Source organism: Sphingomonas leidyi, from assembly GCF_011761945.1.
GTDB lineage: Bacteria > Pseudomonadota > Alphaproteobacteria > Sphingomonadales > Sphingomonadaceae > Sphingomonas > Sphingomonas leidyi.
The window spans coordinates 350272-375476 of sequence record NZ_JAASQV010000002.1; the positions used below are offsets into that span (position 1 = coordinate 350272).

Below are 25205 nucleotides of genomic sequence, written 5' to 3' on the forward strand. Positions count from 1 at the left end.
ATCTTGCGAAGATCGGACGATTATGCGCAAGGCTTATATGGGCGTGCGGCTGCGGCGGCTGCGGGAAGAGCGGAACCTGAAACAGGTCGAACTCGCGCAGGCGCTCGGCATCTCGGCGAGCTATCTTAACCAGCTGGAACAGAACCAGCGGCCGTTGACCGTGCCGATCCTGCTAAAGCTCAATGCGGTGTTCGGGATAGACGTCCAGCTTTTCTCCGAGGACGAGGAAGCACGCCTGATCACCGACATGCGCGATGCCGTTGCAGAGGGTGGGGAAAGCATCGCGCTGGCCGAACTGCGCGAGTTGGCCGCGAACATGCCGGCTGTCGGCCGGACGCTGATTGCGTTGCACCGACGCTATCGCGACGCCGTGGAGCGCGGCGACGTGATGGCCGCACAACTGGGTGATGATTGGACGTTGGGTACCAGAGTGCGCCAGCCCTTCGAGCAGGTTCGCGATTTCTTCTATGCCCGGCGCAACCATGTCGAGGTGCTGGATGAGGCGGCCGAGCGCATCTACCGAGACGCTGGCCTTTCCCCGCGGACTATCCATGCCGGACTGGTTGCCTGGCTGAGAGGGAAGCACGGGGTTGAACTGGCAGTTGGTGAAGCCGGTCCGGTGCAGCGAAGCTATGATCCGGCCACCCGCCTGCTGCACCTGTCCGCCGGCCTGACACTGGGGCAGCAGGTATTCCAGATGGCGACCCAACTCGCCTTTCTCGAGCTAGACGAAGCGATTGGCACCCTGACCGTCGACCCCATTCTGATCGATGACGAGGCACGTCGCTTGGCCCGGATCGGGCTGGCCAACTATTTCGCCGGGGCACTCGTACTGCCTTATGGCGATTTTCTCGCTGCCGCGGAGGCCGAGCACTATGATATCGAGCGGCTTGGCGAGATCTTCGGGGTGGGGTTTGAAACCGTTTGCCACCGGCTATCCACGCTGCAGCGCCCAAGCGCGCGCGGAGTTCCTTTCTTTTTCGTCCGTGTCGATCGCGCCGGCAACATCTCGAAGCGCCAATCGGCCACCGACTTTCACTTCTCACGGGTTGGGGGCACTTGCCCGCTCTGGAAGGTGTACGAGGCATTTGCCCAGCCAGGCAGGGTGCTGCGCCAGATCGCGCAGATGCCCGACGGGCGTACCTATCTCTGGGTGGCGCGCACGGTGATGAGCAGCGGCGGCGCCTTCGGCAAACCCGGCAAGACCTTCGCCATCGGCCTCGGCTGCGACATCCGCCACGCTGGCCAGCTCGTCTATTCGCGCGGCCTTGACCTGTCCGATCCGGCAGCGGCAACTCCGATCGGGGCGGGCTGCAAGGTATGCGAACGCCCTGCTTGCCCGCAACGCGCGTTTCCGCCGATTGGCCGGGCGCTGGCAATCGACGAGAACCGAGCTGCGCCTGTTCCCTATCCCGTAGCGTGAAGGCGCAAGGCATCCTGCTCCCGCCAGAGCGCGATGATCGAGGGGTCCTCGGCCAGTTCCGAGATCGTCTCGACCGCATAGGTTGCCACGGAGATCGAATGCGCGCGCCGGATCGTCACCGCGCCCGCTTGGAGTAGGCGGCCATCCTTGGTCCAGCGCAGTCGCTCCTGCGCGCTGATCGGGAGTGCACTAAGAACCAGCCGCGGTGTCAGCGGGCGGCTTGCGGGAAGGACCAGCGCACAAGCACAGCGCTCGATGACCTCACCCAAGCGCAGGTCCCCATCCGGAACTTCGACTTCGAGTGAGAGGCCGATCCATTTCCGCATGGCCTGGCCTTGCAAGAATGTCAGGACGCGGTGACGGGCTTCCGGCCAACGCAGCGACAGGCCGAGATGTTCGTCGTGCGCCGGTTGAAAATCGAGCAGGACCTTCGAGCTCGATCGATCACGGACGAGCAACGCATCTGCGATGCGCCACGCCAGCCTGATCGATCGTTCGTCCTTCAACTCCGTCCAGCCTGGTCTTTGATTCACACCCTGTCCTCACGGTCAGCCCGCGCATACCCGTGGCTCCCGGCATGCAGAGCGCACGCGGGACACCGCAGGCCGTGCCCACGCTTGCTTTTCGCCGTTCGGACGCTCGTCCGCGCCTCGACCATCCCCTGGACCAAGGCAACAGCGACCCGCGCCGGCAGGTCTCCTGGCTCGCGGGTCGTCGCTTCGAGTGCACCTTCCCAGGTTCATAACCCAGTGGTCAGCGGATTCATTACATCCGCCCAGCGCCCTTGCTCGCCGCCTACAGTTGCAGGGACAGCATGGATTTGGGGGACGCCCCCTTACCATGTTCCCATTTTAATCCCCTCGCGGGGAACCAGCACGGTGTTCTTGCCCGGCAAGGCCGAGCGGTTGGTGCTTAGCATCAGTTAGGGCACAACAGGAATGGCCCTTTTCTGCACTAGATCAAAATGCGGGCGCCTCGGCCAATGCGCGAACTATCGCTATGCGGCTATCAAATCTTTCAGACTGCGCGTTGGCGAAAACCCGATTTGCGGGCCAATCAGGGGGGGCGGCTATTTTTCGGCTCATTGGTGCCCAAGGCTCAGAAGGCTCGCAATCCGACCATCAGGCTTGAAGATCGAGGATATGTGTCGCAGCCTCCTGGTTGCTTTTCCGCAAGCCCAGCCGCTCGTAAAATGCCGCAGCCTCTGGCGTTGCGGTACGCAGACGTAGAGTCGCGAATGAACGGGAAGCATCGAATATGATGCGCTTCACCAGAAGCGATCCGACACCGTTTCGCCGAGCGGCGGACGAAACATACACATGACGAAGTCGACAAATGCGTGCGTCTGCAGCGTAAGGGTCCAGGTTGAGGCCGCCTATGGCAGCGATCTGCCCATTAATGTCGACGCCGAGCAGGAACTCTCCGTCACCGTTGAAACGATTTGCGCCGGAGCACCATTCATCCAGAAGGCGCCGCATGAAGCGGTGACCTTCGGAGTCCGCCTCTCCAGCCAACCGCGCAATACCGCCGTCAAGCGCATGGACCCGGCGGAGCGTGACCGATTCTGAACCCAAGACACGAGACTCCCTGGATGCGATTCCGCGATAAGCGATCCCGCGCTGTCGCAATCCGCTCGATGCGGCAGCGCTGCAAGGGGCGGATCAATTCTCTGCCGCAAGCAGGTCCTGCAGGCGATCCAATTCATTGTCGGACATCCTCGCTTGGTCGCGGTCGTGTTCGACATCGCACAGTCTTACGACCGGGATGGTCTCTTCGAGGATCTCGAAGCCAAGCTTTGCATTGAAGGTCATTGAACGACGCCAGGCGAACCCCAAACGGTTGCAGGCAGCAGGCTTTCCCAGCCCGGACTGGCGTATGACGCGCTGGCTGCGTCATCGCCCCGCCACTGCGCCATTGACGAGCACATGTAGGTTGGAGACTTGTGCGCACTTCGACCCATCGTCGGTCGCGTCTGGCTACGGAGTTCGCTAGCGGCCGCTTTCGGGATCAGAATCGCACGCGTTGAATGTCAGGAACTGGGGCGCTTTGCCGACCATTGATATGCCGGTGAAATTGCCCCGAGACTCGAGTCTCTGAGATTTTGAGACAAACACGCTAAAATTAGTTCGCATTGAGCGACGAGAGTCTCCGAACGACACGCTCATGTCCCGATAAGCTATTGATTTAGCTTAGCCCCAAGTCTCTCAGTTTCAGCAACGGACCACAAACACCGTCATCCCCGCCTGCGCGGGGATGACGAAGAAAAGCGGGGATGACGAAGAACAAGGGCCTGCCGGAGCAAATCGAAACGCGCCGGGCTCTTGCCCCAGCCGCGCATCGCCGACCGTAATGGACCCGAACGCGGGAAATCGCTCTTTACAAAAGCGGCATGATCGCGATCATTCGCGCGTGGCGTGACGGGAGTTCTGTCGATGCGCATCCTGGCGTTGTCGCTGCTATCTACGCTTTCCTGTGCATCGCCCGTCTTCGCGCAAACTTCCGAGCCGCTGGGGCTGGACTATCGCGCGGCGCAGGACAGGCTGCTCCAGCGCTCCGACGCGATCGAGGCCGCCGCCGCCAATCTGCGCGGCAAGGAAGCGCAGGAAGGCGCGACGCGCACGCTCGGCCGGCCGGACGTGGACGTCGAGGCGCAGCTGCTCGAATATCAGAAGACGCTCTATCTGCCGCTCGGATCGCTGGCGCCGGTGGCGGAATCCTTCGGCATCCGCGATCCGCTGAAGTTCCGCCAGGAACGGACTAGCACCCGGCCGATCGTCACCGCCACCCTGCCCTTCTACACCGGTGGCCAGATCTCCGGGACCCGGGCCGGCGCCAGCGCGCAGGTGGCCCAGGCCAAGGCCGATCGCGACATCGCGGTGGACAATGCCCTCGTCCAGCTGGTGCAGGCCTATTACGGGCAGCAGCTCGCCGAGCGGGCGCTGGGCATCCGCCGCGACGTGCTCGACGGGCTCAACCGCCATGTCGCCGACGCGACGAAGCTCGAACAGGCGCGCTTCATCAGCCGCGCGCAGCGCCTGCAGGCGGAAGTGGCGCGCGACGATGCCGCCCGCGAATATGAGAAGGCGATATCGGACCTGGGCACCGCCAATGCCGCGCTCGCCGGCATGCTGCGCGCGCCGGCCGGCGTGCATCCGCTCAGCCCGCTCGGCGTCGATTCGCAGCCGCTGGAGCCGCTCGAGAACTTCAAGGCCGCCGCGCTCTATGCTCATCCCCAGCTGGCCCGGATGCAGGCGCTGGAAGACCAGGCGCGCGCCGGCGTGACGATCCAGCAGTCCAAGCTGCGGCCGACCATCTACGGCTTCGGCCAGTATAATTTCGACAGGCGCGACTCGCTGCTCACCGACCCCGACTGGTCGGTGGGCGTCGGCCTGAAATACAAGCTCATGTCGGGTGCCGGCCGCCGGCAGCAAGTGGATGCCGCGCGCGAGACGGTGGCGCAGGCCGAGGCCGGATTGCGCGAGGCGCGCACCCAGCTCGAAATCGGCGTGACCAAGGCCTGGGGCGAGACGGAGGCGGCGCGCAGGCGCTTCCTGCTGCTGGACAGCGCGCTCGCCTCGGCCACCGAGAATCTGCGGCTGCAGACGCTCTCCTTCCGCGAACAGCAGGTCACGTCGCTCGACGTGATCGACGCACAGCTCGGGCTGGGCCGCGCCCGCGTCCAGCGGGCCCAGGCCGCCAACGACTATGTCCAGGCGCTCGCCCAGCTGCTCAGCCTGAGCGGCCAGATGGCCCGGATGCCCGAGTATCTCGCCCGGGCCGACAAGGTGATCCCATGACCGATACCGTGATCGAGGACGAAGCCCCCGCACCCGCACCCGCCCGGCGGCGACCGATCGCGCTGATCGCGGGGCTGGTGGTGGCGGTGCTGCTCGCGCTCGGCCTGTGGCTGGCCTATCGCCCCGCGCCGGACCAGATCCAGGGCATGGTCGATGCGCGCGAGATGCGCATCACCAGCAAGGTCACCGCCCGCATCGCCGCCTTTCATGTCGAGGAGGGGCAGCCGGTCAAGGCCGGGCAATTGCTCTACACGCTCGACAGCCCGGAAGTCGCCGCCAAGTCCGAGCAGGCGGGCGGAGCGCTGGCGGCGGCGCAGGCGGTGGAGAGCAAGGCGGACGAAGGCGCCCGGCCGGAGGACATCCGCGCCGCCGAGGCGCAGTGGCGCCGGGCACAGGCGGCTGCCGAACTGGCCCGGACCACCTCCGCGCGTACGCAGCGGCTCTACGAGCAGGGCGTGATCGCCGGGCAGAAGGCGGACGAGGCGCGGACCAACGCAGTCGCTTCCGCCGAGCAGGCCAAGGCGGCGCGGGCGCAATATGATCTCGCGCTCGCGGGCGCGCGGCGGCAGGACAAGGCGGCGGCGACCGGCCAGGTGCAGCAGGCGCGCGGCGCCGTGGCGGAGGTGCAGGCGGCGGCCGACGAGACGCGCGTCACCGCGCCCGCCGATGGCGAGGTCGGCAAGCGGCTGGCCCAGCCCGGCGAGCTGGTGCCGCAGGGCTTCCCGGTGTTCGTGCTGACCGACACAGCGCATCCCTGGGTGACGCTCAACGTCCGCGAGGACCAGCTGCGCGGGCTGGCGCGGGGCAAGGAGATCGGCGGCACGATTCCCGCCCTCGCCAACCGGCGCGCGCGCTTCCGCGTGATCTACACCGCCCCGGCCGGCGACTTCGCGACCTGGCGCGCGACGCGGCAATCGACCGGGTTCGACATCAAGAGCTTCGAGGTGCGGGTGGTGCCGGTCGCACCGGTCGAGGGGCTGCGGCCGGGCATGACCGTGCTGTTCGACTGGCCGGCCTGACCGGCATGGCAAGCGCCTTCGGCAGCGCGCTGCGGCGGGAGGTGCGGTTCCTGGCCACCAGCTTCTGGGATCTCGCGCTGGTGTCGTGGGTGCCGCTGCTGCTGATGGCGGTGGTGGCGATCCAGCTTTCCGCCGGGGTGATGCGCGACTTGCCGATCGCCGTGGTCGACCAGGACGACAGCGCCGTCTCGCGCGAGCTGACGCGGCGGCTGGAGGCGGCGCCGGGCCTGCGCGTCGCGGCGCGGCCGGGGGACATGCGCGAAGCGGAACGGCTGGTGCGATCGAACCGCGCCTATGCCGTGGTGCTGATCCCGGCCGACAGCGAGCGCGCGGTGCTGCGCGGCGCCACTGCCAGCGTCACCACTTTCTACAATGCCAGCTATTCGACGGCATCGGGCGCCGCGCTGCGCGAAGTGGGCAATGTCGTGCAGGGCTATGCGGCAACGCTTGCCGCCACCCAGGCCGCCGCCGTGCTCGGCCCCGGCAGGGTCCGCCGCCCGCCGATCGCGGTGCAGAGCGCGGTGCTGTTCAACCCCCAGGGCAGCTACGAACTGCAGCTGGTCGCGCTGATCCATCCCGCGCTGCTCCACCTGGTCTTCATGGTCGCGATTGCCGGCGGGCTCGGTCGCGAGCTGCGCGACGGGACGATCGGCGCCTGGATCGGCGGCGAGCCCCCATTGCGCGCCGCCGCCGCCGTGGCGGGCAAGCTCGCGCCCTATCTCGCGATCTTCACCGGCTGGGGGCTGCTGGCGATCGGCTATGTCGCCGGGCTGCGCGGCTGGCCGGTGGCGGGAAGCGCGGCGATGCTGCTCGCCGGCTATGTCGCCATGTACCTCGCCTATGTCGGCGTGACGCTGCTGGTCGTCGGGCTGACGCTGACGATGGGCAAGGCGCTGTCGGTCGCTGGGCTCTATGCCGGCGCGTCCTTCGCCTTTGCCGGCGCGATCTTCCCGATCGAATCCGCCTCCGGCTTCGCGCGGCTGTGGAGCGCGCTGCTGCCCTATTCGGCCTTCGCCAAGCTGCTGGCCGAGCAATGGATCATGGGCGCGCCCGCCGCCCAGTCGCTATGGCAGGTGCTGGCGATGCTCGCCTTCCTGCTGGTCGGCGGCGGCATCGGGCTGCCGCGCTACCTGGCCGCGGCGCGGCGCCCGGAATGCTGGGGCCGGCGATGATCGGCCGCGCCTTCCTCGCCACCTTCCGCGCGATCTTCGCCGACAGCTCGGCGCTGATGCTGCTGATCGGATCCTGCATCCTCTATGCCTTCTTCTATCCTTCCGCCTATTCGGGCGAAGTGCCGGTGCGAATGCCGATCGCGGTGGTCGACCTGGACCATAGCGGCACCAGCCGCGCACTGGAGAACCGGCTCGGCGCGGTGCAGCAGGCGGAACTGGTCTCGCGCCCGCCCTCGCCCGCCGCCGCGCTGCGCCAGCTCCAGGAGCGGCGAGTGAGCGCCATCGTCGTGATCCCCGCAGGCTTCGAGCGGCGCATCCTCTCCGGCGGCCAGGGCGTGGTCGCGCTCTATGGCAATGGCGCCTATCTCCTGCGCACCTCGACTGCGCTCGCCGGCGTCGGCGCGGCGCTGGGCGCGGCAGGGCGCGACGCCGCGCTCGACCAGGCGATGGCGCAGGGCGCACCCGCCCCGCCGCCGCTCGCGATGATCCAGCGTCCGCTGTTCAATACCCGCGAAGGCTATGGCAGCACGATCTTCCCGGGCGTCGCCTTCCTGATCATCCAGCAGACCCTGCTTATCGGCCTTGCCATGCTCGCCGCGACGATGCGCGAGCAGCAGGGCAGGCAGGGCATTGCCCCGGCCGGCCTGCTCGGCATCGCGCTGGCCTTCTTCGTCATCGGCTGCGCGAACATCGCCTGGTTCACCGGCTTCGTCTTCTGGTTCCAGGACTATCCGCGCGCCCGGGCCGATCCGGCCGCGCTGCTCGTCTCCGCCGCGTTGTTCGTGGCGGCCACGGTGGCGGGGGCCCTGGCGCTCGGCAGCTTCTTCCGCACGCGCGAGCGGCCGATCCAGCTCTGGATCGTCACGTCCGTCCCGATATTCTTCCTTTCCGGCCTGTCCTGGCCGGCCGAGGCGACGCCGCATTGGCTGACACTCCTCGCGCGCCTGCTGCCGACGACGCCGGGCATCCGCCTGATGGTGGGCATCAACCAGATGGGCGCGACGCTGGGCGAGCAATGGGCCGAACTCCTGAACCTTGCCCTGCTCACGCTGCTCTATGGCGGCATCGCGGCCTGGCGCTACCGCATCCGCAAGCCTGCTCGAATATCTGCTATTGAAAGTTAATCGCAATAATATTAGCGCAAGCCCGCGACATTCGAACGGGGGCCGTCATGCGATTTGCCAAACTCACGCTGCTGGGCGCGATCGGCGCACTGGTGCTGGGCACCGCGGCCCAGGCGCACATGCCCTATCTGCTTCCCACCCTGTTCGACATCGGCAAGGGCGATCACGTCACCGTCACCGCGTCGTTCGGCGAGGATGCCTTTGTGCCGGAGATCGGCATGAAGGACGCGCCGTTCCATTTCATCCGGCCCGACGGCACGCGCGGCGAGGTCGGCACGCCGACCTATCTGCGCGACCTCACCATCTTCGAGGCCGACCTCTCCGCCGAGGGCACCTATCGCCTCACCACCGGCCAGCGCCTCGGCCGCAAGGGCAGGATGTACCAGGCGGGCGGCAAGTGGATCATCGCCGGCGAGGACGGCGCCCCGCCCGCCGGCGCGCGCACCGTCGATGTGCAGAGCACCACCCTCGCCGAAGCCTATGTCACGCGCGGCGCGGCCAGTGCCGGCGCGTTGCGGCCGATCGGCACCGCGCTGGAGATCCAGCCGCGCACCCATCCGGCCGAGATCGCTGCGGGCAGCGACGCCAGGTTCCGGCTGTTGTTCGACGGCAAGCCGCTTGCCGATACCGAAGTCACGCTGTTCCGCGCCGCGGGCAATTACGACGGCAGGAAAATCGCCGCGACGGTCCGGTCGGACGCGCGGGGCGACTTCACGCTGCGCCCCGGCGAGGCCGGCATCTACCTGATCCTGGTCCGCCACCGCACGGCGGCGCCGGCCGGATCGGAAACGCCCTATCGCAGCTATACCTACACGCTGGCCTTCGACGCGGCCTGAGCGGCTCGTCGCCGCCCAACCACCATATGGCGCAGTATCGGCCCGTCGGTGTGGATTTGTTCGGCGATCGGCGGCAGGCCCGCTCCCGGGCGACACGAGGGGCGTGCAATGGGGGCAAGGTCTGAGCGGGGAATGGCATTTGCCGTTGCGGCGATGCTGCTTTCGCCCTGCGCGATCTCCCATGCCAACGCCCCCGGCCTGGCGCCCGCCGCCGCGATCGCCACGGGCGAGGCCAGCTATTATGCCGACCGTTTCGCCAGCAAGCGCACCGCGAGCGGCGAAGCCTATGATCCCAGCGACTTCACCGCCGCGCACCGTAGCCTGCCCTTCGGCACGCGCGTACGCGTCACCAATGCCGCAAGCGGGCGCAGCGTGGTCGTGCGGATCAACGACCGCGGCCCCTGGGACAAGAGCCGGCTGATCGACATTTCCCGCGCGGCCGCAAGCGAGATCGGCCTTGTCCGGCGGGGGCGAGGCACCGTTTCGCTCGCCCTGGCGGAAGAAGAAGAAGCCGAAGCCGGCCAGGATTAACGGAATGCCCAGCGCAGCGTGCCGGCGATACCACGCGTGCCCATGCGCAGCGCCGGCGTCGCCAGCCCGGCGCCGGAGAGCCCGTGCATCGTCCGCGCCCAGCCGGGCAGCAGGTCCACCGCCGCACCGAAGGTGAGCGCCTGCACCGGCGCCACCGCCAGATTGGGCGCCGGCTGGTCGAGCACCATGCGCGCCACTTCGCGGGTGCGCGCATCGACGGCCAGTTCGGGCCGCATCGCGGCGATCAGCGCATTCGCCTCGGCCCGGCTGCGCGGGATCGGATCGCTGCCCAGCGCCTCGGCGATGCGCGCGAAATCGGCGAAATAGCGGTCCTGATCGGCCAGGCCCATGCCCGGCTCGGCATAGCGGATCCAGGCATCGAGAAAGCTCACCGCCTCGGTCACGTGCACCCAGGCGAGCAGGCGCGGATCGTCGGCGGCATAGGGCGTGCCGTCGGGCAGCACGCCCTTCACGCGGGTGTGCACCTCGCGCACCTTGTCGATCGCCGCTTCGGCTTCCTCCGCCGAGCCATAGGTGGTCACCGCGATGAACCGCGCGGTGCGCCGCAGCCGCCCCAGCATGTCGCCCCGGAAGCTGGAATGGTCCCATACCCCCGCCAGCACCGCCGGATGGAGCATCTGGAGCAGCAGCGCCGTCACCCCGCCCACCATCATCGTGGTAACGTCGCCGTGCACGCGCCACACCACCGATCGGGGGCCGAACAGGCTCTCCTCCGGCTTGCGCTGGACCGGCTTCTCGCCCCGGGCCTGGTCGTTGAACACCGCGCGCACCTGGCCGATCAGCGCGCCGCGCAGCCTGTTCGCAATGCCATCGGCGGGATTCATGGTCCCAAGCTAGGGACTAACCGTTTTCCCGCAACCGCCCGTTTTCGCCGGAGCGCCACGCTGATAGGATGTCATGACGTCATCGCATGGGTGAGTCTTGCTCCGATCGAAGCGCATCAAAACACTGTCCCTTGCCGCCGCAACGGGCCTGCTCGCCACCGCGGGTGCGGCCCAGATGCAGCCGATCCACGGCGGCACCGTGATGGCATCGGTCGAGCGGCTCAGGCCCGGCCAGTATATCTGGGTGCCCGAGATCGCCCCGGCAGGCCCGATGCTGGTGGTGGTCAACATCGCCACCCAGCGGGTGGTCGCCTATCGCAACGGCGTGCCGATCGCCGTCTCCACCATCTCGACGGGCAAGGCCGGCCATCGCACACCCACCGGCGTCTTCACCATCCTGCAAAAGGCGAAATGGCACCGTTCGAGCAAATATTCGAACGCGCCGATGCCCTTCATGCAGCGCCTCACTTGGTACGGCATCGCCCTCCATGCCGGGAACCTGCCCGGCTATCCGGCCTCGCATGGCTGCATCCGCCTGCCCCATGAATTCGCCCGGCTGCTGTTCGAGGAGACCGATCTCGGCATGACGGTGATCGTCACCAACCAGGCCCCGGCGCTGCGCATCGGCGCCGATCCGGTGGCGCCCGCGCTCCCCGCAGGCCCGGCGGTATGGCGGCCCGAGCTTTCGCGCGCCGGCCCGGTCTCGATCGTGGTGAGCGGTGCGGACCGGCGGATGGTGGTGCTGCGCGGCGGCGTCGAGATCGGCTCGGCCCCGGTGGCGTTCGACGGCGTGATCGACCGGGTCCAGGCCTATGTGCTGCAGGACGTGGTTGCCGGCGACTATCGGTGGCAAAGGCTGGCGCTGCCGGGCGAGGGCCCTGCCGCCGCCGGTCTCGCCGCGCCGGATGCCGGCCGCTTCCAGGGCAGCGATCCCTTCCGCCGCGCGCTCGCCGGCGTGGTGGGGCCCGGCACCACCCTGGTGGTGATCCCCGATTCGCTCGGCCTTGGCAGCGATCTCGCGCAGCCCGCCGCCGTCGCGCCGGAAGCGCTGATCGAGAATGATCCCGGCGTTGCCGGATGGCTGGAAGACGACGAAGTCACCACGCGCTGAGCCGGAAAGCGAAACTAAACGCGCGCCCAAGCGCTTTCGCATTGACCCCGTAACATTTCGCAGTGCAGCAACGCGCCCCATGGCTAGCCTCGCGATCGCAAACAACGAGGACGTTCGCTTCCTCGGTCGGCTCCTCGGCAACGTAATCCGTGCCTATGGCGGCGAGGAGCTGTTCAAGCGCATCGAGTATATCCGCTCCACCTCGGTGGATCGCGCACGCGGCGTCGCGGGGGCGGGTGCGGTGGACCGCGGGCTCGACCGGCTGACGCTGGACGAGACGCTCGATTTCACCCGCGGCTTCATGCTCTTCTCGATGCTCGCCAACCTGGCCGAGGATCGCCAGGGCGTGGAGACCGAAAGCGATGCCGACATCGCCTCGGCGCTCCGGCGGCTGGAGGGCGAAGGCATCGGCCGCGACGCGGTGATGGCGCTGCTCGACCAGGCGCTGGTGGCTCCGGTGCTCACCGCGCACCCCACCGAAGTGCGCCGCAAGTCGATGATCGACCACAAGAACCGGATCGCCGAGCTGATGCTGCTGCGCGACCGCGGCGTGGCCGAGACCGAGGATGGCGACAAGGTCGAGGAAGCGATCCTCCGCCAGATCGCGCTGCTCTGGCAGACCCGGGTGCTGCGCCGCGAGAAGCTGGGCGTCGCCGACGAAGTGGAGACTGCGCTCTCCTATCTGCGCGACATCTTCCTGCCCGTCCTCCCCGCGCTCTATGCCCGGTGGGACCGGGCGCTGGGCGGCCGGGCGCCGTCCTTCCTGCGCCCGGGCAGCTGGATCGGCGGGGATCGCGACGGCAATCCGTTCGTGACCGCCGATTCGATGCAGTTCGCGCTCGCCCGCGCCGCCGAGGCGGTGCTCGGCTATTATCTCGACGCGGTCCATGCGCTGGGCGCCGAGCTTTCGATCTCGACCGAGCATGTCCAGGTCGGCGAAGCGCTGCTCAAGCTCGCCGAGGCCAGCCATGACGAGGCGAGGAGCCGCGCCGACGAGCCCTATCGCCGGGCGATCACCGGCATCTATGCCCGGCTCGCCGCCACCCATCAGAAGCTCACCGGCAAGGCCCCGCCCCGCCCCGCCGCGATCGCCGCCGAACCCTATGCCAATCCCGGCGCGTTCCGCGAGGAACTGGTGACGATCGCCCATGCCCTGGCCGACGAGGGCAATGGACCCTTGGCGACGGGCGGCGCGCTCGGCCGGCTGATCCGCGCGGTGGAGACGTTCGGCTTCCACCTGGCCACGCTCGACATGCGCCAGAACAGCGCGGTGCACGAGCGCGTGGTCGCCGAACTGCTCAAGGCGGGCGGCGTGACCGAGGATTATGCGTCGCTTCCCGAAGAGAAGCGGGTCGAGATCCTCCGCAGGGAACTGGCCAGCGCCCGGCCGCTCACCAGCCCCTATGCCGAATATTCGGAGGAGACGGCGTCCGAGCTCGCCATCGTCCGCGCCGCGGCTCAGGCCCATGCCAGATACGGGCGCCAGTGCATCACCCATTACATCGTCTCGATGGCGCAATCGGTGTCGGACCTGCTCGAGGTGCACATCCTGCTCAAGGAAGCCGGGCTCTACCTCCCCGGGGACGAGCCGCAGGCGCACGTCATGGCGATCCCGCTGTTCGAGACGATCGGCGACCTCGAGGGCGCGCCGGCGATCATGGACGCCTGGCTGGGCCTGCCCGAAGTCGCGGCGATCGCGGCGAAGCGCGGGCATCAGGAAGTGATGATCGGCTATTCCGATTCCAACAAGGACGGCGGCTATCTCACCTCGACCTGGCAGCTCTCGCGCGGATCGACCGCACTGAAGCCGGTGTTCGAGAAGGCAGGCCTGGGCATGCAGCTGTTCCATGGCCGCGGCGGCGCGGTGGGGCGCGGCGGCGGCTCGAGCTTCGCGGCCATCCTCGCCCAGCCCAAGGGCACCGTGCAGGGCCGCATCCGGGTGACGGAGCAGGGCGAGATCATCGCCGCGAAATACGGCACGCGCGAGAGCGCGCGCACCAATCTGGAGGCGATGGCCTCCGCCACGCTGCTCGCCAGCCTCGAGCCCGAGAAGCTGGGCAAGGCCGATGCGACACGCTTCGCCGCGGCGATGGACCAGCTCTCGGACAGCGCGTTCAGGGCCTATCGCGGGCTGGTTTACGAGACCCAGGGCTTTCGCACCTTTTTCCGCCAGGCGACGCCGATCGCCGAGATCGCCGGCCTGAAGATCGGCTCGCGCCCGGCGAGCCGGAAACAGTCGGACGCGATCGAGGACCTGCGCGCCATCCCCTGGGTGTTCAGCTGGGCGCAGGCGCGGATCATGCTGCCGGGCTGGTACGGCGTCGGCCAGGCAATGGAGGCGTTCGCGGACAAGGGCCTGCTGCGCGAGATGGCGACGGCCTGGCCGCTCTTCGCCTCGACCCTGGCGAACATGGAGCAGGTGCTGGCCAAGTCCGACATGGAGATCGCCGCCCACTATGCCGCGCTCGTCGAGGACGCGGGCCTGCGCGATGCGATCTTCGGCCGGATCCGCGAGGGGTGGCAGAAGACGCATGACGGATTGCTCCAGGCGACGCGCCAGACGCGGCTGCTGGAGAAGCATCCGGGACTGGAGACGTCGATCCGCCTGCGCCTGCCCTATATCGAACCACTCAACCTGCTGCAGATCGAGCTGCTCAAGCGCCACCGCGCCGGCGAGGACGATCCCCGGATCGGCGAGGGCATCCTGCTCTCGATCAACGCGATCGCGACGGCGCTGCGCAACAGCGGGTGATGCTTCAATCCTCCTCCAGGCAAGCTGGGGGAGGAATCAAGAGAGAAACGGCGCCGCCACTTCCGCCGGCACGCGAATGAGCCGCCCGCTCGCCCGGTCGAGGATCGCCCAGGTCGTCTTCGCCTCGACGCGGACCTTCCCGTCCGCGCCGGTGAACTTCATGTGCCGGTCGAACCGCGCGCCGCGCGGCGGCTCGGGAACCCAGGTGAGTGCCGTCACCGTATCGCCCTCGGCCACATTGCCGCGATAATCGATCTCGTGCCGGGTCACGACCCAGATATAGGCTTGCGCGTGCTCGGGCGCGGCGACCGCATGCCAGTGCGCCACCGCCACGTCCTGGATCCACTTCACCCAGACCGCATTGTTGACATGGCCGAGCTCGTCAATGTCCCCGGGGCCGGCGGTGATGGTCGCGCTATAGGAAGCCATGCCGCCCTTCTAGCTTAACCAGTTTCGGAAGCGCAGCCTTCATCGCTTGCGGATATTCCGGTGCAATGATCCCGCGCCGCCCCTCCCGGATCTTCCGCAGCCGCTGGGCCGCCCTGTTCTGGGCCGCGGGCGTGATCTTCACGGCCGTCACCTTCATCGGCTTCGGCGACAAGGAAAGCCATCAGGCCGCCGCCATGCTCGAAGACGCGACCGGCACGAACGTCAGCAACAGCGACCTGGCGGTGCTCGAGAATTTCGTCAACGGATGACCGTACAGGCGATCGGCGGCTGGCCCGGCGCCTCGAACGACATGGCGTCGCCCTTGCCCTCGAAGGTCGTGCTCCCGTCCGAATAGCGGATGCCGGAGGCCATGCGCTGCTGCGGCAGCACGAACGTCCGCCCGTCGCGGGTTACGGTTGCGATGTCCTTGTCCGTATCGAAGCGGGCGGCGATGCGCACCCCGTCCATGCAGCGGAAGCGCACGGCCGAGCCGGCATCACCGGCGATCGGCGCCTTGTCCACCGGCGCGGGCGAGGCGTCGTCGGTGATGTTGGTGGTTTCCGCCTGCACGACGTTGCGGTCGACGGCGGGCTGCGGGCTGGAGCAGGCGCCGAGCACGAGCAGGGCGGTCAGGGTCAGGCGCATCGGGATTCCTCTTTCGTCCGGGAACGTAACGAATAGCCCGATGCGCCCGTTCCGCCAGCCTAGTCTTCGAGCGGCCGATTGCCGACGAAGCCGAGCCTGGTGATGCCTGCGCGCTTCACCGTGGCGAGAATCCGGTCGAACCGCTCGTAGCGCGCCTCCGGATCGGTCTGGAGGTGAAGGACCGCGCCCGATTTCTGCAGCGCCGCCAGCCGCTCGGGCAGTGCCGCGTCGGCGAGCGCCGCGCCGTTCCAGTGGAGCGCGCCCTGCCGGTCGATCGCCAGCACCGCGGGCGGCAGCGGCACCGGCGTCCCCCGCCCGGCGGGAAGATCGACCGGCACTTTGTGCGAGGCGATCGGAATGGCGATGATAATCACGACGAGCAGCACCAGCATCACGTCGATCAGCGGCGTGATGTTGATCGCACCGATCGGAGCGGTATCGGGAATGCGGCGAGCGCGGACGGCACGGGTCATGGCACCTCTCCTCGTTATGATGATGTAACATCACATAGCCGGGAGAGGATGGCAACGCGTTTCTCCCGCTCCCCGCCGACGGAGAGAGGGAAGTCGGCCGTCCCTCAGCAATTCTCGTATTTCCAGTTCCGCCGCTTCCCCTCGCGCATCCAGGCGACTGCCTCCGCGACGCGCTTGGCCTTGGTCTCCGGCCGCTTGGCCTCGGCGATCCATTCGCAATATTCGCGCCGGCAGCTCGGCGGGAAGGCGTTGAAGGCAGCGGCGGCGGCATCGTCATCCGCCAGCGCCTCGGCCAGCTCGGGGGGCACTTCCGCTTCGTCCTTGCGCGCGGCGCGCGTGCGGGCGGGCTTCGCTTGCGCCATCAGCGCCGCCGCCTCGCGGATCAGCCGCTCGACCTCCGCCGCCCCGGGCAAGTCGTCCAGCGACTCGATGCGGCCGAACTGGCCCATCGCCTCGCCTTCCTTGCCGGTCTCATTGTCCTGCCGGTTCCAGAAGCCGAAGCTCGCATGCGCCTTGAACGCTGCCATGTTGGCGAAGGGCTTGCCGCCGAGCGTGAAGAAGGGATGCGACCATTTGATCGTCTCCTCCACTTCCGGCACGGCGGCATGGAAGCGCGCGCGGATCCAGTGCAGGATCGGCCGCGCGAACGCGGCCCGGCTCTCGATATAGGCGTCTATCCGGGGATCGCTGGCCATGGGGCGGCATGTTCCGCCGCCCCCGGCCGGACGTCAATAGCGGCGCTCAGGGCTCGAGCGCATCCCCGTCGGCATCGTCCAGATCGTCGTCGCCCGCCAGGTCGTCCTCGTCGAACCCGTCCTGGATCTCGTCCTCGGAAATGGCGCGCGCCTTCTGGCCGCCCTCCTCGTCCTCCTCGCCGATCTCGTCGTCGACCATGCGCAGGTCGTCCGCGTCGGCATCGTCATCCGCGCCGAAATCGGGTGCCATGTCGGTCAGGACATTGCCGTCGCTCGGGCCGTCGTTGGTCGCCTCGAGGATCTCGGCACGCTGGCTCTCGTCATAGCCTTCCTCGTCGAACCCGTCATCGCCTGGGCCGCGCCCCGGAACCTGATAGCCACCCATCATCCGTCCTCGCATCACGCGCCCGCCACGGCGGCGGACCTTCGAAGTGCGAACGGCGATCGTGCCCGAGCGTTCCCTAGCTGGGGCGGAACATGCGTCCGCGCTCGGTCACCGCCACTACCACGAAAGCGATGAGGCCCATAAGCAGGAATCCGGTATAGAGCGGCACGGTGGTGCCGTCGAACGCCTGGCCGATCGCGGCGCCGATCAGCGCCGAGCCGAGCGTGGTGACGAAGCCCTGCAGGCTCGAGGCGGTGCCGGCGATCTCGCCCATCCGCTCCATCGCCATCGCCGAGAAATTGGACGTGGACAGGCCCACGCATCCCATCATCAGCGCCTGAAGCAGGGTGAAGCTCCAGATCGATTCGAATCCGCTCCACGCCACGGCGAGATGGATCGCGGCGAAGACGATCATGCCGGCGAGCGCCGTATGCGAGATGCGGCGCATGCCCATCTTCATCACCAGCCGCGAGTTGAGGAACGAGCCCAGCGCCATCGTCGAGGCGACGCAGGGGAAGACGACCGCCAACAGCCCGGGCGCGTGGAACACGTCCTCCATCACCTGCTGCACCGATCCGATGAAGCCGAACATGCCGCCCGACAGCAGCATGATGCCGATCGTATAGCCCACCGCCTGGCGATCGCGCAGCATCAGGCCGTAATCGGCGAACACGCGCGCCGGGTTGAGCGACAGCCGTCCCTCCTGCCCCAGCGTCTCGGGCATGCGCAGCCAGAACCACAGCACCACCAGGCACGCCAGCGCGGCGACGGCCCAGAAGATCAGCCGCCACGATCCGGCATAGAGGATCAGCTGCCCCAGGGTCGGCGCGACGATCGGCGCGGCCATGAAGACGATGAAAGCCAGGCTCATCACCCGCGCCATCGCCCGGCCGGCGAAACAGTCGCGCACCAGCGCCACCGAGACGACGCGCGCGCCCGCCGCCGACGCGCCCATCGCCGCGCGGGCGACCAGCAACAAGGTGAAGCTGCCCGAAAGCGCCGCCACCGCGCTGGTCACCACATAGGAAGTCAGCGCGATCGCCAGCACCGGCCGCCGCCCGTACCGGTCCGAGAGCGGGCCATAGGCGAGCTGCGCGAAGGCAAAGCCGATCAGGAAGGCAGTGACGACATATTGGCGATGATTGGGCGCGTCGACGCCCAGGCTCGCGCCGATCGCGGGCAGCGCGGGCAGCATCGAATCGATGCCGAGCGCAGTGAGCGCCATCATCGCCGCGACGAGGCTGACGAACTCGCCGAACGCGAGCGGCGCCTTGTTCTGCGCTTCCGTTGTGAGGTGCGGCTCTTCCATGCCGGCGCAAATGGCGCATCGGGCGGCGCGCGTCACCCCCCAAAGCCAATGCCATTGTTGCGCCGGCCATGCGCTTCGGCTAGTGTATTGCGTTTATGATACACCAATGGAGAGCGCCGATGCGTCGTCTGCCCCTTCTGCTGCTTCCCCTCGCGCTGGCCGCCTGCAACGGCGGCACGGGAACGCCGGTGACGATCGACGTGAAGTCGGACGATGGCGACAATGGCAGCTTCAGGATGGAAAACGGCACCGTCTCGATCAAGGGCGACGGCTTCCAGGGCAATTTCCGGGTGCCGCAGATCAAGATGAAGGCCGACGACGTCGATCTCGACGGCGTGAAGCTCTACCCGAAGTCCGAGATCGCCGGCTTCCACATCACCGGCGGCGACAAGCCCGGCAACGGCAAGGATGGGGGCAAGGATGGAAGCAAGGGCGGGGGCAAGGACGACGGCAAGGTGCGGATCGACTTCACCAGCCCCGCATCGCTCGCCGCCGTCCAGAACTGGTTCCGCGACGGCTTCACGAAGAAGGGCTTCACGTTCGCCTCCCGGGGCGACGGCTTTGCCGGCACCACTTCGGACGGCGGCACCTTCACGCTCGACCTGAGCGCGGACGGAGGCCAGAAGGTCAAGGGCCGCATGGAGATGACGGGCAGCTAGCCGCGTTCGAGACGCCACGCGATCCGCGCGCGCCCGGGCCCGGGCCATGCCGGCACACCCCTTGTCGCGTCGGCACCGGCGGGGCTAACTGGGCCCAAGGAGACTCATAGATGGCTACTGTTCTCGACGAGGTGCCCCTCGTCTCGATGGCCGAACAAGCAAACGATCCCGATGGATTCGCGCGGAAGTTCGGCCAGTCCTTCCGGCGCTTCGGCTTCGCGATGGTCGCCGATCACGGCGTGCCGCAGGATCTGATCGATCGCGCCTGGTCGATGACCAAGGCCTTTTTCGACCTGCCCGAGCAGGAAAAGCGCGCCTATTTCGTCGAAGGCGGCGGCGGCGCGCGCGGGTATACGCCGTTCAAGACGGAGATCGCCAAGGGCGCGCAACATGTCGACCTGAAGGAATTCTGGCATGTCGGCCGCGAACTGGCCAAGGGCCATCGCTTCGAGAAGGACATGGCCGCGAACATCTGGCCGGACCGCCCCGAGGGCTTCAGGGAGACGTTCCTCGAGCTGTTCCAGGCGTTCGACGATGCCGGCGACCGGCTGCTCTCGGCGATCGCGCGCTATCTCGGCCTCCAGCCCGACTGGTTCGATCGTGCGGTGCGCGACGGCAATTCCGTCCTGCGCCTGCTCCACTATCCGCCCGTCGCCGCCGATGCGCCCGAAGTCCGCGCCGGCGCGCATGAGGACATCAACCTGATCACCCTGCTGCTCGGCGCCGAGGAAGCCGGGCTCGAGCTGCTCGACCGCGATGGCCGCTGGCTGCCGGTCAAGCCGCCCGAGGGCGCGATGGTGGTGAATGTCGGCGACATGCTGCAGCGCCTGACCAATCATTACCTGCCCTCGACCACCCACCGGGTGGTCAACCCGCCGGTCGAGCGCCGCGGCACCCCGCGCTACTCGATGCCCTTCTTCCTGCATCCGGCGCCGGACTTCCTGATCGAGACGCTGCCGTCGACGATCACCGAGGCGAATCCCAATCGCTATCCGGAGCCAATCACCGCGCACGACTATCTGTTCGAGCGCCTGGTCGAGATCGGGCTGATCAAGAAATAGGGCGGCGCAAAGAAATCCTCCGTCACCCCGAACTTGTTTCGGGGTCCAAGGTGCCGCTAGGGCCGAACGCGCGGCTTCGGCCGCGGGCTGGATGCTGAAGCGAGTTCAGCATGACGGAGGATTGAGCCGAATGACCGAACCGCTTCGTATCGCACTTGCTGGCCTGGGCACCGTCGGCGCGGGCGTGATCCGCCTGATCGACGCGAATGCGGAGCTGATCGCCCGCCGCGCCGGCCGGCCGATCGAAGTGGTCGCAGTCTCCGCGCGCGATCGCGCCAAGGATCGCGGCGTCGACATCACGCGCTTCGACTGGGTCGACGACACCGCCGAGCTGGCGCGCCATCCCAGGGCGGATGTGGTGGTCGAGCTGGTCGGCGGCTCCGATGGTCCCGCCCTCGCCCTCGCCCGCGCGGCGCTGAACGGCGGCAAGAGCTTCGTCACCGCCAACAAGGCAATGATCGCGCATCATGGGCTGGAACTCGCCGGTGCCGCGGAAGATGCCGGCCTGGCGCTCAAGTTCGAAGCCGCGGTGGCGGGCGGCGTGCCGGTGATCAAGGGGCTGCGCGAAGGCGCCGCCGCCAACGAGATCGCCCGCGTCTATGGCATCCTCAACGGCACCTGCAATTTCATCCTGTCCAAGATGGAGGCCGAGGGCCGCGACTTCGCCGAGATCCTCGCCGAGGCGCAGCGCCTCGGCTATGCCGAAGCGGACCCGAGCTTCGATATCGACGGCGTCGATGCCGCGCACAAGCTTTCGATCCTCGCCAGCCTCGCCTTCGGTACGCAGCCGGCGTTCGACCGGGTGGCGATCACCGGCGTGCGCCACATCCTTGCGGCGGACATCGCCGAAGCCGCCTCGCTCGGCTACCGCGTCCGCCTGCTCGGCATCGCCGATGCCGGTCCCGGCGGACTGTTCCAGCGCGTGCACCCGCATCTCGTGCCGCTCAGCCACCCGCTCGCCCATGTCACCGGCTCCACCAACGCCGTGGTCGCCGAAGGGAATTTCGTCGGCCGGCTGCTGTTCCAGGGCGCCGGCGCCGGCGACGGCCCGACGGCATCCGCCGTGGTCGCCGACCTGATCGACATCGCCCGCGGCGAATTCGGCCACCCCTATGCGATGCCCGCCGCCGCACTTGCCCGGCAGGGGGCCGCCGATGCCGGCGAGCGCACCAGCCGCGCCTATGTGCGCTTCACCGTGGCGGACAAGGTGGGCGTGCTCGCCGAGATCGCCGCGGCGATGCGCGACGCCGGCGTCTCGATCGAAAGCCTGATGCAGCGCGGCGCCAACCCCGATGGCAGCGTGCTCGTCGCCATCGTCACGCATGAAGGGCCGGAACGCGCGGTGTCCCAGGCGCTCGACCAGCTGCGCGGCTCGGCCAGCCTGATGGGCGAGCCGATGTGGATGCACATCCTGGCCGGCTAGAACCGGCCAGGGTCCGTACTCAGTCGATGCTGCTCTTCAGCAGCTGCGTTCCCTTGTGCGGACATACCGGCGCGCCGGTGGTGCCGCACGCCATGCCCGTGCTGCGCACGGCATCGCGCTTGGCATCCGTCACTTCGCTGCTGGGGAGCGGCAGGCGGTAGCGCTTGTCCGGATCGGCGGGCACCGTGACGGCCAGGTTGCGCGGCCGCGGCGCGGCGCGGGCGGGGATATTGGTGACGCGCGTCACGCGCGCCCTGGCCTTGCGGCGATGCTGCGGCGGCTCGGCAGCGGGCAGGGCATTGGCGAGGGCGAAGGCGAGCAGCAGCATCCGGGTCTCCGAAGGAAAGGCACCGCGCTCAACGCGCGGCGCGCCGCCGGTTTCCCTCGGCCGGCGTCCTTCAGGGCGCCAGTTCGCGGCGCACGGTGCGCACGCCGCGCGCGCTGACGCTCATCGTCACCCCGGCAAAGCCGCAGCGCACCAGGAACGCGCCCTCGCCGCATGGCGGGCGCCCGTCCGCTCCGTCGAACAGCCGGTTGAGCCGCCCCTGGTCGGTATCGGGTCCGTTGTATGTCGTCGTCAGCGGGACCCGATATTTGTCCGCTTCCCGCCGCGAGCAGACCACGATCTCGCTCTCGTCGCGCGCGCGCCGGCATGCGGGATTGGCCGACCAGCGCTGGCGGTGCGCCTCCATCACCTGGACCGGCGACGGGTCGTTATTCTGGGCAAGCAGAAGCAAGGCGAGCATAAGCATTTGCACATCCTCCGCCCCCGGGGATTCGTCCGGTAGCGTAATGATGTGACCGAATTGCGGATACCTTGCGCTGACAACGTTAGCGGAATCGACAAGCGCCACCACCCTGCCTAATCGCGCCTCCAAGTCCAATCACCGGGGTATCCCATTCCCATGCAGCAGACCGCCAGCCACGCCCTCGATCGCGTCCTCGTCCTCGAAATGGTGCGGGTGACCGAAGCGGCGGCGATCGCCGCCTCCACCCTGGTCGGCCGCGGCGACGAGAAGGCGGCCGACGCCGCTGCGGTCGAGGCGATGCGCGACGCGCTCAACAAGCTCTATCTCGACGGCACGGTGGTGATCGGCGAGGGCGAGCGCGACGAGGCGCCGATGCTCTATATCGGCGAGAAGGTGGGCGCGGCGCAGGGCAAGGGCCCGGCGATCGACATCGCGCTCGATCCGCTCGAGGGCACCACCATCTGCGCCAAGGCCGGCCCCAATGCGCTGGCGGTGCTCGCGGTGGCCGAGAAGGGCGGCCTGCTCAACGCGCCCGACGTCTATATGGACAAGATCGCGGTCGGCCCCGGCTATCCCGAGGGCGTTATCGACCTGAACAAGTCGCCGACCGAGAATGTGCATGCGATCGCCGCCGCCAAGGGCGTGCAGCCGCACGAGATCATCGCCTGCGTGCTCGATCGCCCGCGCCACGAGAAGCTGATCGCGGAGCTGCGCGACGTCGGCTGCGGCGTGGTGCTGATCGGCGATGGCGACGTGGCCGGCGTGATCGCCACCACCGATCCCGAGACGACGATCGACGTGTATATGGGCCAGGGCGGCGCCCCGGAGGGCGTGCTCGCCTGCGCGGCGCTGCGCTGCGTCGGCGGCCAGTTCAAGGGCCGGCTGATCTTCCGCAACGACGACGAGCGCCAGCGCGCGCGGAAATGGGGGATCGAGGATCTCGACAAGATCTACGACCTCACCGAGCTCGCCAAGGGCGACTGCATCTTCGCGGCGACGGGCGTGACCGACGGTTCGCTGCTCGAGGGCGTGAAACGCTTCGCCACCAAGATGACCACCGAGAGCGTGGTGATGCGCGCCCATTCGGGCACGGTCCGCTGGGTGAAGGGCGAGCACCGGCTGTAATCCTCGTTCGCTTCGCAAGCGAGGATTTCGAGAGTTCATCCCGGCGCCGCCAGCCCGTGCGCCGTCGCGAAGGGCAGCCAGAGCGAGATGCGCGCGTCGTCCGGCAGCGGCACCGCGCGCGCCGGATCGTCCGGAAGCACGGCCAGCCAGTCATATTGCCAGGGTTCGAGCGGCAGGCAGGCGATCCGATACTGCGCGCGGACGACCGCGAGCAGCATCGGCTCCGGACGCGGGGGGATCGGCTCGCCCGTGGCCAGCATCTCGCCGAAGTCGAAGGGCAGCGCCAGCAGCCGGGCGCTGTCCGGCCGATACCAGCGCCGAGTCGCGGCCAGCGCGAGCAACTCGGCCAGCACCGGATCCATGCCCGGCCAGGCCGGGGCGCCGCGCTCGATTCCACGGGCGCGATGGACTTCGGCCTTGGTCCGCTCGATGCGCGCCAATGCGGCGGGAATGGCGCCGACATCCTGCGCTCCGCCCGCCGGCCGCGACGCCTCGAGCCACGCCGGGAAGCCGGCGCCGAAATCGTAGAGCGTATAGCTGCGCGAGGGCCGCGCGGCGACATAGCCCTGGGCGAACAGGCCGAAGGCAGTCGGCCCGGCCAGCGCGGCGAGCAGGGGATATTCGCGCTCCAGGCACTCGATCAGCCGCTGGCGATAGCCGCGCGCATAGATCTGGACCCGCTCCTCGGCAGTCAGCCGGTTATCGCCATGGACATGCGCGCGCGCGCCGCGATCCGAGGCGGCGAGGATCGCCTCCTGCATCCAGTCCTGCAGCGCGGCGAGCTCAGGCGGCAAGCGACAGCCCCTCGCGCACCCGCCGCGCCTTGGCGAGCTCGGCGGCGACCACGTCGAATTCGGGGATGCCGGCATCCCATTCGACCATCGTGGCGACCGGCCCGCAGCGCTCCCAGACCCAGGCATAGAGCGGCCACACCGCATCGGGCACCGGCGCGTCGTGCGTGTCGATCAGGTGCGTGCCATGGTCGCTCGGCCCGGCGAGATGGACCTGCACGACATGCGCCGCCGGGATCCCCTCGAGATAGGCGATCGGATCCTGCGCATGGTTGAAGCTCGATACATGGACGTTGTTGACGTCGAGCAGCAGCCCGCAGCCGGTCGCCTCGCACAATCGGGCGAGGAACTCCGCCTCGGGCATCTGGCTGGCGCGGAACTCGAGATAGGTGCTGGGATTCTCGACGATCAGCGGCCGGCCCAGGAAATCCTGCACCTGGTGAACCCGGTCCGCGACATGCGCCAGCGCCGCTTCGGTGAGCGGCATCGGCAGCAGATCGTGGCTGTTCACGCCCTGCACTCCGGTCCAGCACAGATGGTCCGAGATCCAGAGCGGCCGGAAGCGCTCGGCCAGCGCGCGCAGCTTGCCGAGATAGGCCATGTCGAGCGGCGCGGTGCTGCCGATCGAGAGCGACACGCCGTGGAGCACCACCGGCCGGTGCGCCGCGACATGCTCGAACACGCGCATGCCATAGCCGGCATTGTCGAGCAGATTCTCGGTGATCGCCTCGAACCAGTCGACGCCCCAGGATTCCGGGGGCGTCGACATCAGGTGCGGGAAATGCTCCTCGCGCAGACCCAGCCCGTCGCCGGGATTGGGCAGGCCGAGCCGGGGCAGCGTCATTGCCATC

28 protein-coding genes and 1 riboswitch are annotated in these 25205 nt (G+C 68.3%); of the genes, 14 read left to right on the plus strand and 14 right to left on the minus strand.

Annotated elements, in window-relative coordinates; translation table 11 throughout:
* Positions 1-22 precede the first annotated feature (22 nt).
* Positions 23-1423: a short-chain fatty acyl-CoA regulator family protein gene (locus tag FHR20_RS11335; RefSeq protein WP_167299754.1), complete on the plus strand. Its 1401-nt coding sequence runs from the start codon at positions 23-25 to the stop codon at positions 1421-1423.
* On the opposite strand, the gene FHR20_RS11340 is transcribed toward FHR20_RS11335, so the two are convergent.
* From FHR20_RS11340 to FHR20_RS11350, 3 genes are all read right to left on the minus strand, one after another.
* Positions 1408-1929 carry a hypothetical protein gene (locus tag FHR20_RS11340; protein WP_167299755.1) on the minus strand — a complete coding sequence of 174 codons (522 nt, stop codon included), beginning with the start codon at positions 1927-1929 and terminating at the stop codon, positions 1408-1410. The two genes, FHR20_RS11335 and FHR20_RS11340, sit on opposite strands and share 16 nt — an antisense overlap.
* Before the next feature lie 166 nt (positions 1930-2095).
* Positions 2096-2313, minus strand: a riboswitch (cobalamin riboswitch).
* Between the two features lie 231 nt (positions 2314-2544).
* Complete coding sequence (locus FHR20_RS11345; RefSeq protein WP_167299756.1) at positions 2545-2997, minus strand: GNAT family N-acetyltransferase; 453 nt, start codon at positions 2995-2997, stop codon at positions 2545-2547.
* Between the two features lie 87 nt (positions 2998-3084).
* The gene (locus tag FHR20_RS11350; RefSeq protein ID WP_167299757.1) at positions 3085-3234 is read right to left on the minus strand and encodes a hypothetical protein; all 150 of its coding nucleotides are present in this window, start codon (positions 3232-3234) and stop codon (positions 3085-3087) included.
* Positions 3235-3855: 621 nt separating this feature from the next.
* Between FHR20_RS11350 and FHR20_RS11355 the strand changes: the two genes are divergently transcribed.
* The 6 genes from FHR20_RS11355 to FHR20_RS11380 all read left to right on the plus strand — a co-directional run bounded on the left by FHR20_RS11355 (position 3856) and on the right by FHR20_RS11380 (position 9902).
* Positions 3856-5220, plus strand: coding sequence for a TolC family protein (locus tag FHR20_RS11355; protein ID WP_243857291.1), 1365 nt, complete (start codon positions 3856-3858; stop codon positions 5218-5220).
* Positions 5217-6239 (plus strand): HlyD family secretion protein, encoded by a 1023-nt coding sequence (locus FHR20_RS11360; protein WP_167299758.1) that lies wholly within the window; start codon positions 5217-5219, stop codon positions 6237-6239. Before FHR20_RS11355 ends, FHR20_RS11360 begins: the two co-directional genes overlap by 4 nt.
* A 5-nt stretch (positions 6240-6244) precedes the next feature.
* Positions 6245-7411: an ABC transporter permease gene (locus tag FHR20_RS11365; RefSeq protein WP_167299759.1), complete on the plus strand. Its 1167-nt coding sequence runs from the start codon at positions 6245-6247 to the stop codon at positions 7409-7411.
* Positions 7408-8535, plus strand: coding sequence for an ABC transporter permease (locus FHR20_RS11370; RefSeq protein ID WP_167299760.1), 1128 nt, complete (start codon positions 7408-7410; stop codon positions 8533-8535). The genes FHR20_RS11365 and FHR20_RS11370 overlap by 4 nt, the downstream gene beginning before the upstream one ends.
* A 47-nt stretch (positions 8536-8582) precedes the next feature.
* Positions 8583-9371: a DUF4198 domain-containing protein gene (locus FHR20_RS11375; RefSeq protein WP_167299761.1), complete on the plus strand. Its 789-nt coding sequence runs from the start codon at positions 8583-8585 to the stop codon at positions 9369-9371.
* Between the two features lie 132 nt (positions 9372-9503).
* On the plus strand, positions 9504-9902 hold the full coding sequence (locus tag FHR20_RS11380; protein ID WP_167299762.1) for a septal ring lytic transglycosylase RlpA family protein: 399 nt from the start codon (positions 9504-9506) through the stop codon (positions 9900-9902).
* Here FHR20_RS11380 and FHR20_RS11385 read toward each other — a convergent pair.
* Positions 9899-10747 carry an oxygenase MpaB family protein gene (locus FHR20_RS11385; protein WP_167299763.1) on the minus strand — a complete coding sequence of 283 codons (849 nt, stop codon included), beginning with the start codon at positions 10745-10747 and terminating at the stop codon, positions 9899-9901. The genes FHR20_RS11380 and FHR20_RS11385 overlap by 4 nt on opposite strands.
* A 97-nt stretch (positions 10748-10844) precedes the next feature.
* Between FHR20_RS11385 and FHR20_RS11390 the strand changes: the two genes are divergently transcribed.
* Entirely contained in the window at positions 10845-11858 is a 1014-nt protein-coding gene (locus FHR20_RS11390; RefSeq protein WP_243857292.1) for a L,D-transpeptidase family protein, read from the plus strand.
* 79 nt (positions 11859-11937) lie between these two features.
* A complete protein-coding gene (gene ppc / locus FHR20_RS11395; protein ID WP_167299764.1) occupies positions 11938-14610 on the plus strand; it encodes a phosphoenolpyruvate carboxylase in 2673 nt (890 codons plus the stop codon).
* 36 nt (positions 14611-14646) lie between these two features.
* On the opposite strand, the gene FHR20_RS11400 is transcribed toward ppc, so the two are convergent.
* Complete coding sequence (locus tag FHR20_RS11400; RefSeq protein WP_167299765.1) at positions 14647-15039, minus strand: acyl-CoA thioesterase; 393 nt, start codon at positions 15037-15039, stop codon at positions 14647-14649.
* A gap of 65 nt (positions 15040-15104) precedes the next feature.
* Here FHR20_RS11400 and FHR20_RS11405 point away from each other — a divergent pair, with 65 nt between their 5' ends.
* A complete protein-coding gene (locus tag FHR20_RS11405) occupies positions 15105-15308 on the plus strand; it encodes a hypothetical protein (protein WP_208413564.1) in 204 nt (67 codons plus the stop codon).
* Here the strand turns inward: FHR20_RS11405 and FHR20_RS11410 are convergent.
* From FHR20_RS11410 to FHR20_RS11430, 5 genes are all read right to left on the minus strand, one after another.
* Positions 15298-15684: an MliC family protein gene (locus tag FHR20_RS11410; RefSeq protein ID WP_167299766.1), complete on the minus strand. Its 387-nt coding sequence runs from the start codon at positions 15682-15684 to the stop codon at positions 15298-15300. The two genes, FHR20_RS11405 and FHR20_RS11410, sit on opposite strands and share 11 nt — an antisense overlap.
* A gap of 59 nt (positions 15685-15743) precedes the next feature.
* Positions 15744-16157 carry an ExbD/TolR family protein gene (locus tag FHR20_RS11415; protein ID WP_167299767.1) on the minus strand — a complete coding sequence of 138 codons (414 nt, stop codon included), beginning with the start codon at positions 16155-16157 and terminating at the stop codon, positions 15744-15746.
* Positions 16158-16261: 104 nt separating this feature from the next.
* Complete coding sequence (locus tag FHR20_RS11420) at positions 16262-16852, minus strand: YdeI/OmpD-associated family protein (protein WP_167299768.1); 591 nt, start codon at positions 16850-16852, stop codon at positions 16262-16264.
* Between the two features lie 46 nt (positions 16853-16898).
* Positions 16899-17252 carry a DNA primase gene (locus FHR20_RS11425; RefSeq protein WP_243857293.1) on the minus strand — a complete coding sequence of 118 codons (354 nt, stop codon included), beginning with the start codon at positions 17250-17252 and terminating at the stop codon, positions 16899-16901.
* Positions 17253-17313: 61 nt separating this feature from the next.
* Positions 17314-18546, minus strand: coding sequence for a multidrug effflux MFS transporter (locus tag FHR20_RS11430; RefSeq protein ID WP_167299769.1), 1233 nt, complete (start codon positions 18544-18546; stop codon positions 17314-17316).
* Positions 18547-18665: 119 nt separating this feature from the next.
* Between FHR20_RS11430 and FHR20_RS11435 the strand changes: the two genes are divergently transcribed.
* From FHR20_RS11435 to FHR20_RS11445, 3 genes are all read left to right on the plus strand, one after another.
* Positions 18666-19205: a hypothetical protein gene (locus tag FHR20_RS11435; RefSeq protein ID WP_167299770.1), complete on the plus strand. Its 540-nt coding sequence runs from the start codon at positions 18666-18668 to the stop codon at positions 19203-19205.
* 110 nt (positions 19206-19315) lie between these two features.
* Positions 19316-20266 (plus strand): isopenicillin N synthase family dioxygenase, encoded by a 951-nt coding sequence (locus FHR20_RS11440; protein WP_167299771.1) that lies wholly within the window; start codon positions 19316-19318, stop codon positions 20264-20266.
* A gap of 130 nt (positions 20267-20396) precedes the next feature.
* Positions 20397-21689, plus strand: coding sequence for a homoserine dehydrogenase (locus FHR20_RS11445; RefSeq protein ID WP_167299772.1), 1293 nt, complete (start codon positions 20397-20399; stop codon positions 21687-21689).
* 19 nt (positions 21690-21708) lie between these two features.
* Here FHR20_RS11445 and FHR20_RS11450 read toward each other — a convergent pair whose 3' ends face one another.
* Entirely contained in the window at positions 21709-22017 is a 309-nt protein-coding gene (locus FHR20_RS11450; protein WP_167299773.1) for a hypothetical protein, read from the minus strand.
* 70 nt (positions 22018-22087) lie between these two features.
* Positions 22088-22441: a hypothetical protein gene (locus FHR20_RS11455; protein ID WP_167299774.1), complete on the minus strand. Its 354-nt coding sequence runs from the start codon at positions 22439-22441 to the stop codon at positions 22088-22090.
* A 153-nt stretch (positions 22442-22594) separates the two neighbouring features.
* On the opposite strand from FHR20_RS11455, the gene glpX reads away from it, so the two are divergent.
* On the plus strand, positions 22595-23563 hold the full coding sequence (gene glpX, locus FHR20_RS11460) for a class II fructose-bisphosphatase (protein ID WP_167299775.1): 969 nt from the start codon (positions 22595-22597) through the stop codon (positions 23561-23563).
* A 35-nt stretch (positions 23564-23598) separates the two neighbouring features.
* Here glpX and FHR20_RS11465 read toward each other — a convergent pair whose 3' ends face one another.
* Together FHR20_RS11465 and bufB are read right to left on the minus strand one after the other, a co-directional pair.
* Positions 23599-24357: an HvfC/BufC N-terminal domain-containing protein gene (locus tag FHR20_RS11465; protein ID WP_167299776.1), complete on the minus strand. Its 759-nt coding sequence runs from the start codon at positions 24355-24357 to the stop codon at positions 23599-23601.
* A complete protein-coding gene (gene bufB / locus FHR20_RS11470; protein WP_167299777.1) occupies positions 24347-25198 on the minus strand; it encodes an MNIO family bufferin maturase in 852 nt (283 codons plus the stop codon). Before bufB ends, FHR20_RS11465 begins: the two co-directional genes overlap by 11 nt.
* Positions 25199-25205: the final 7 nt, after the last annotated feature.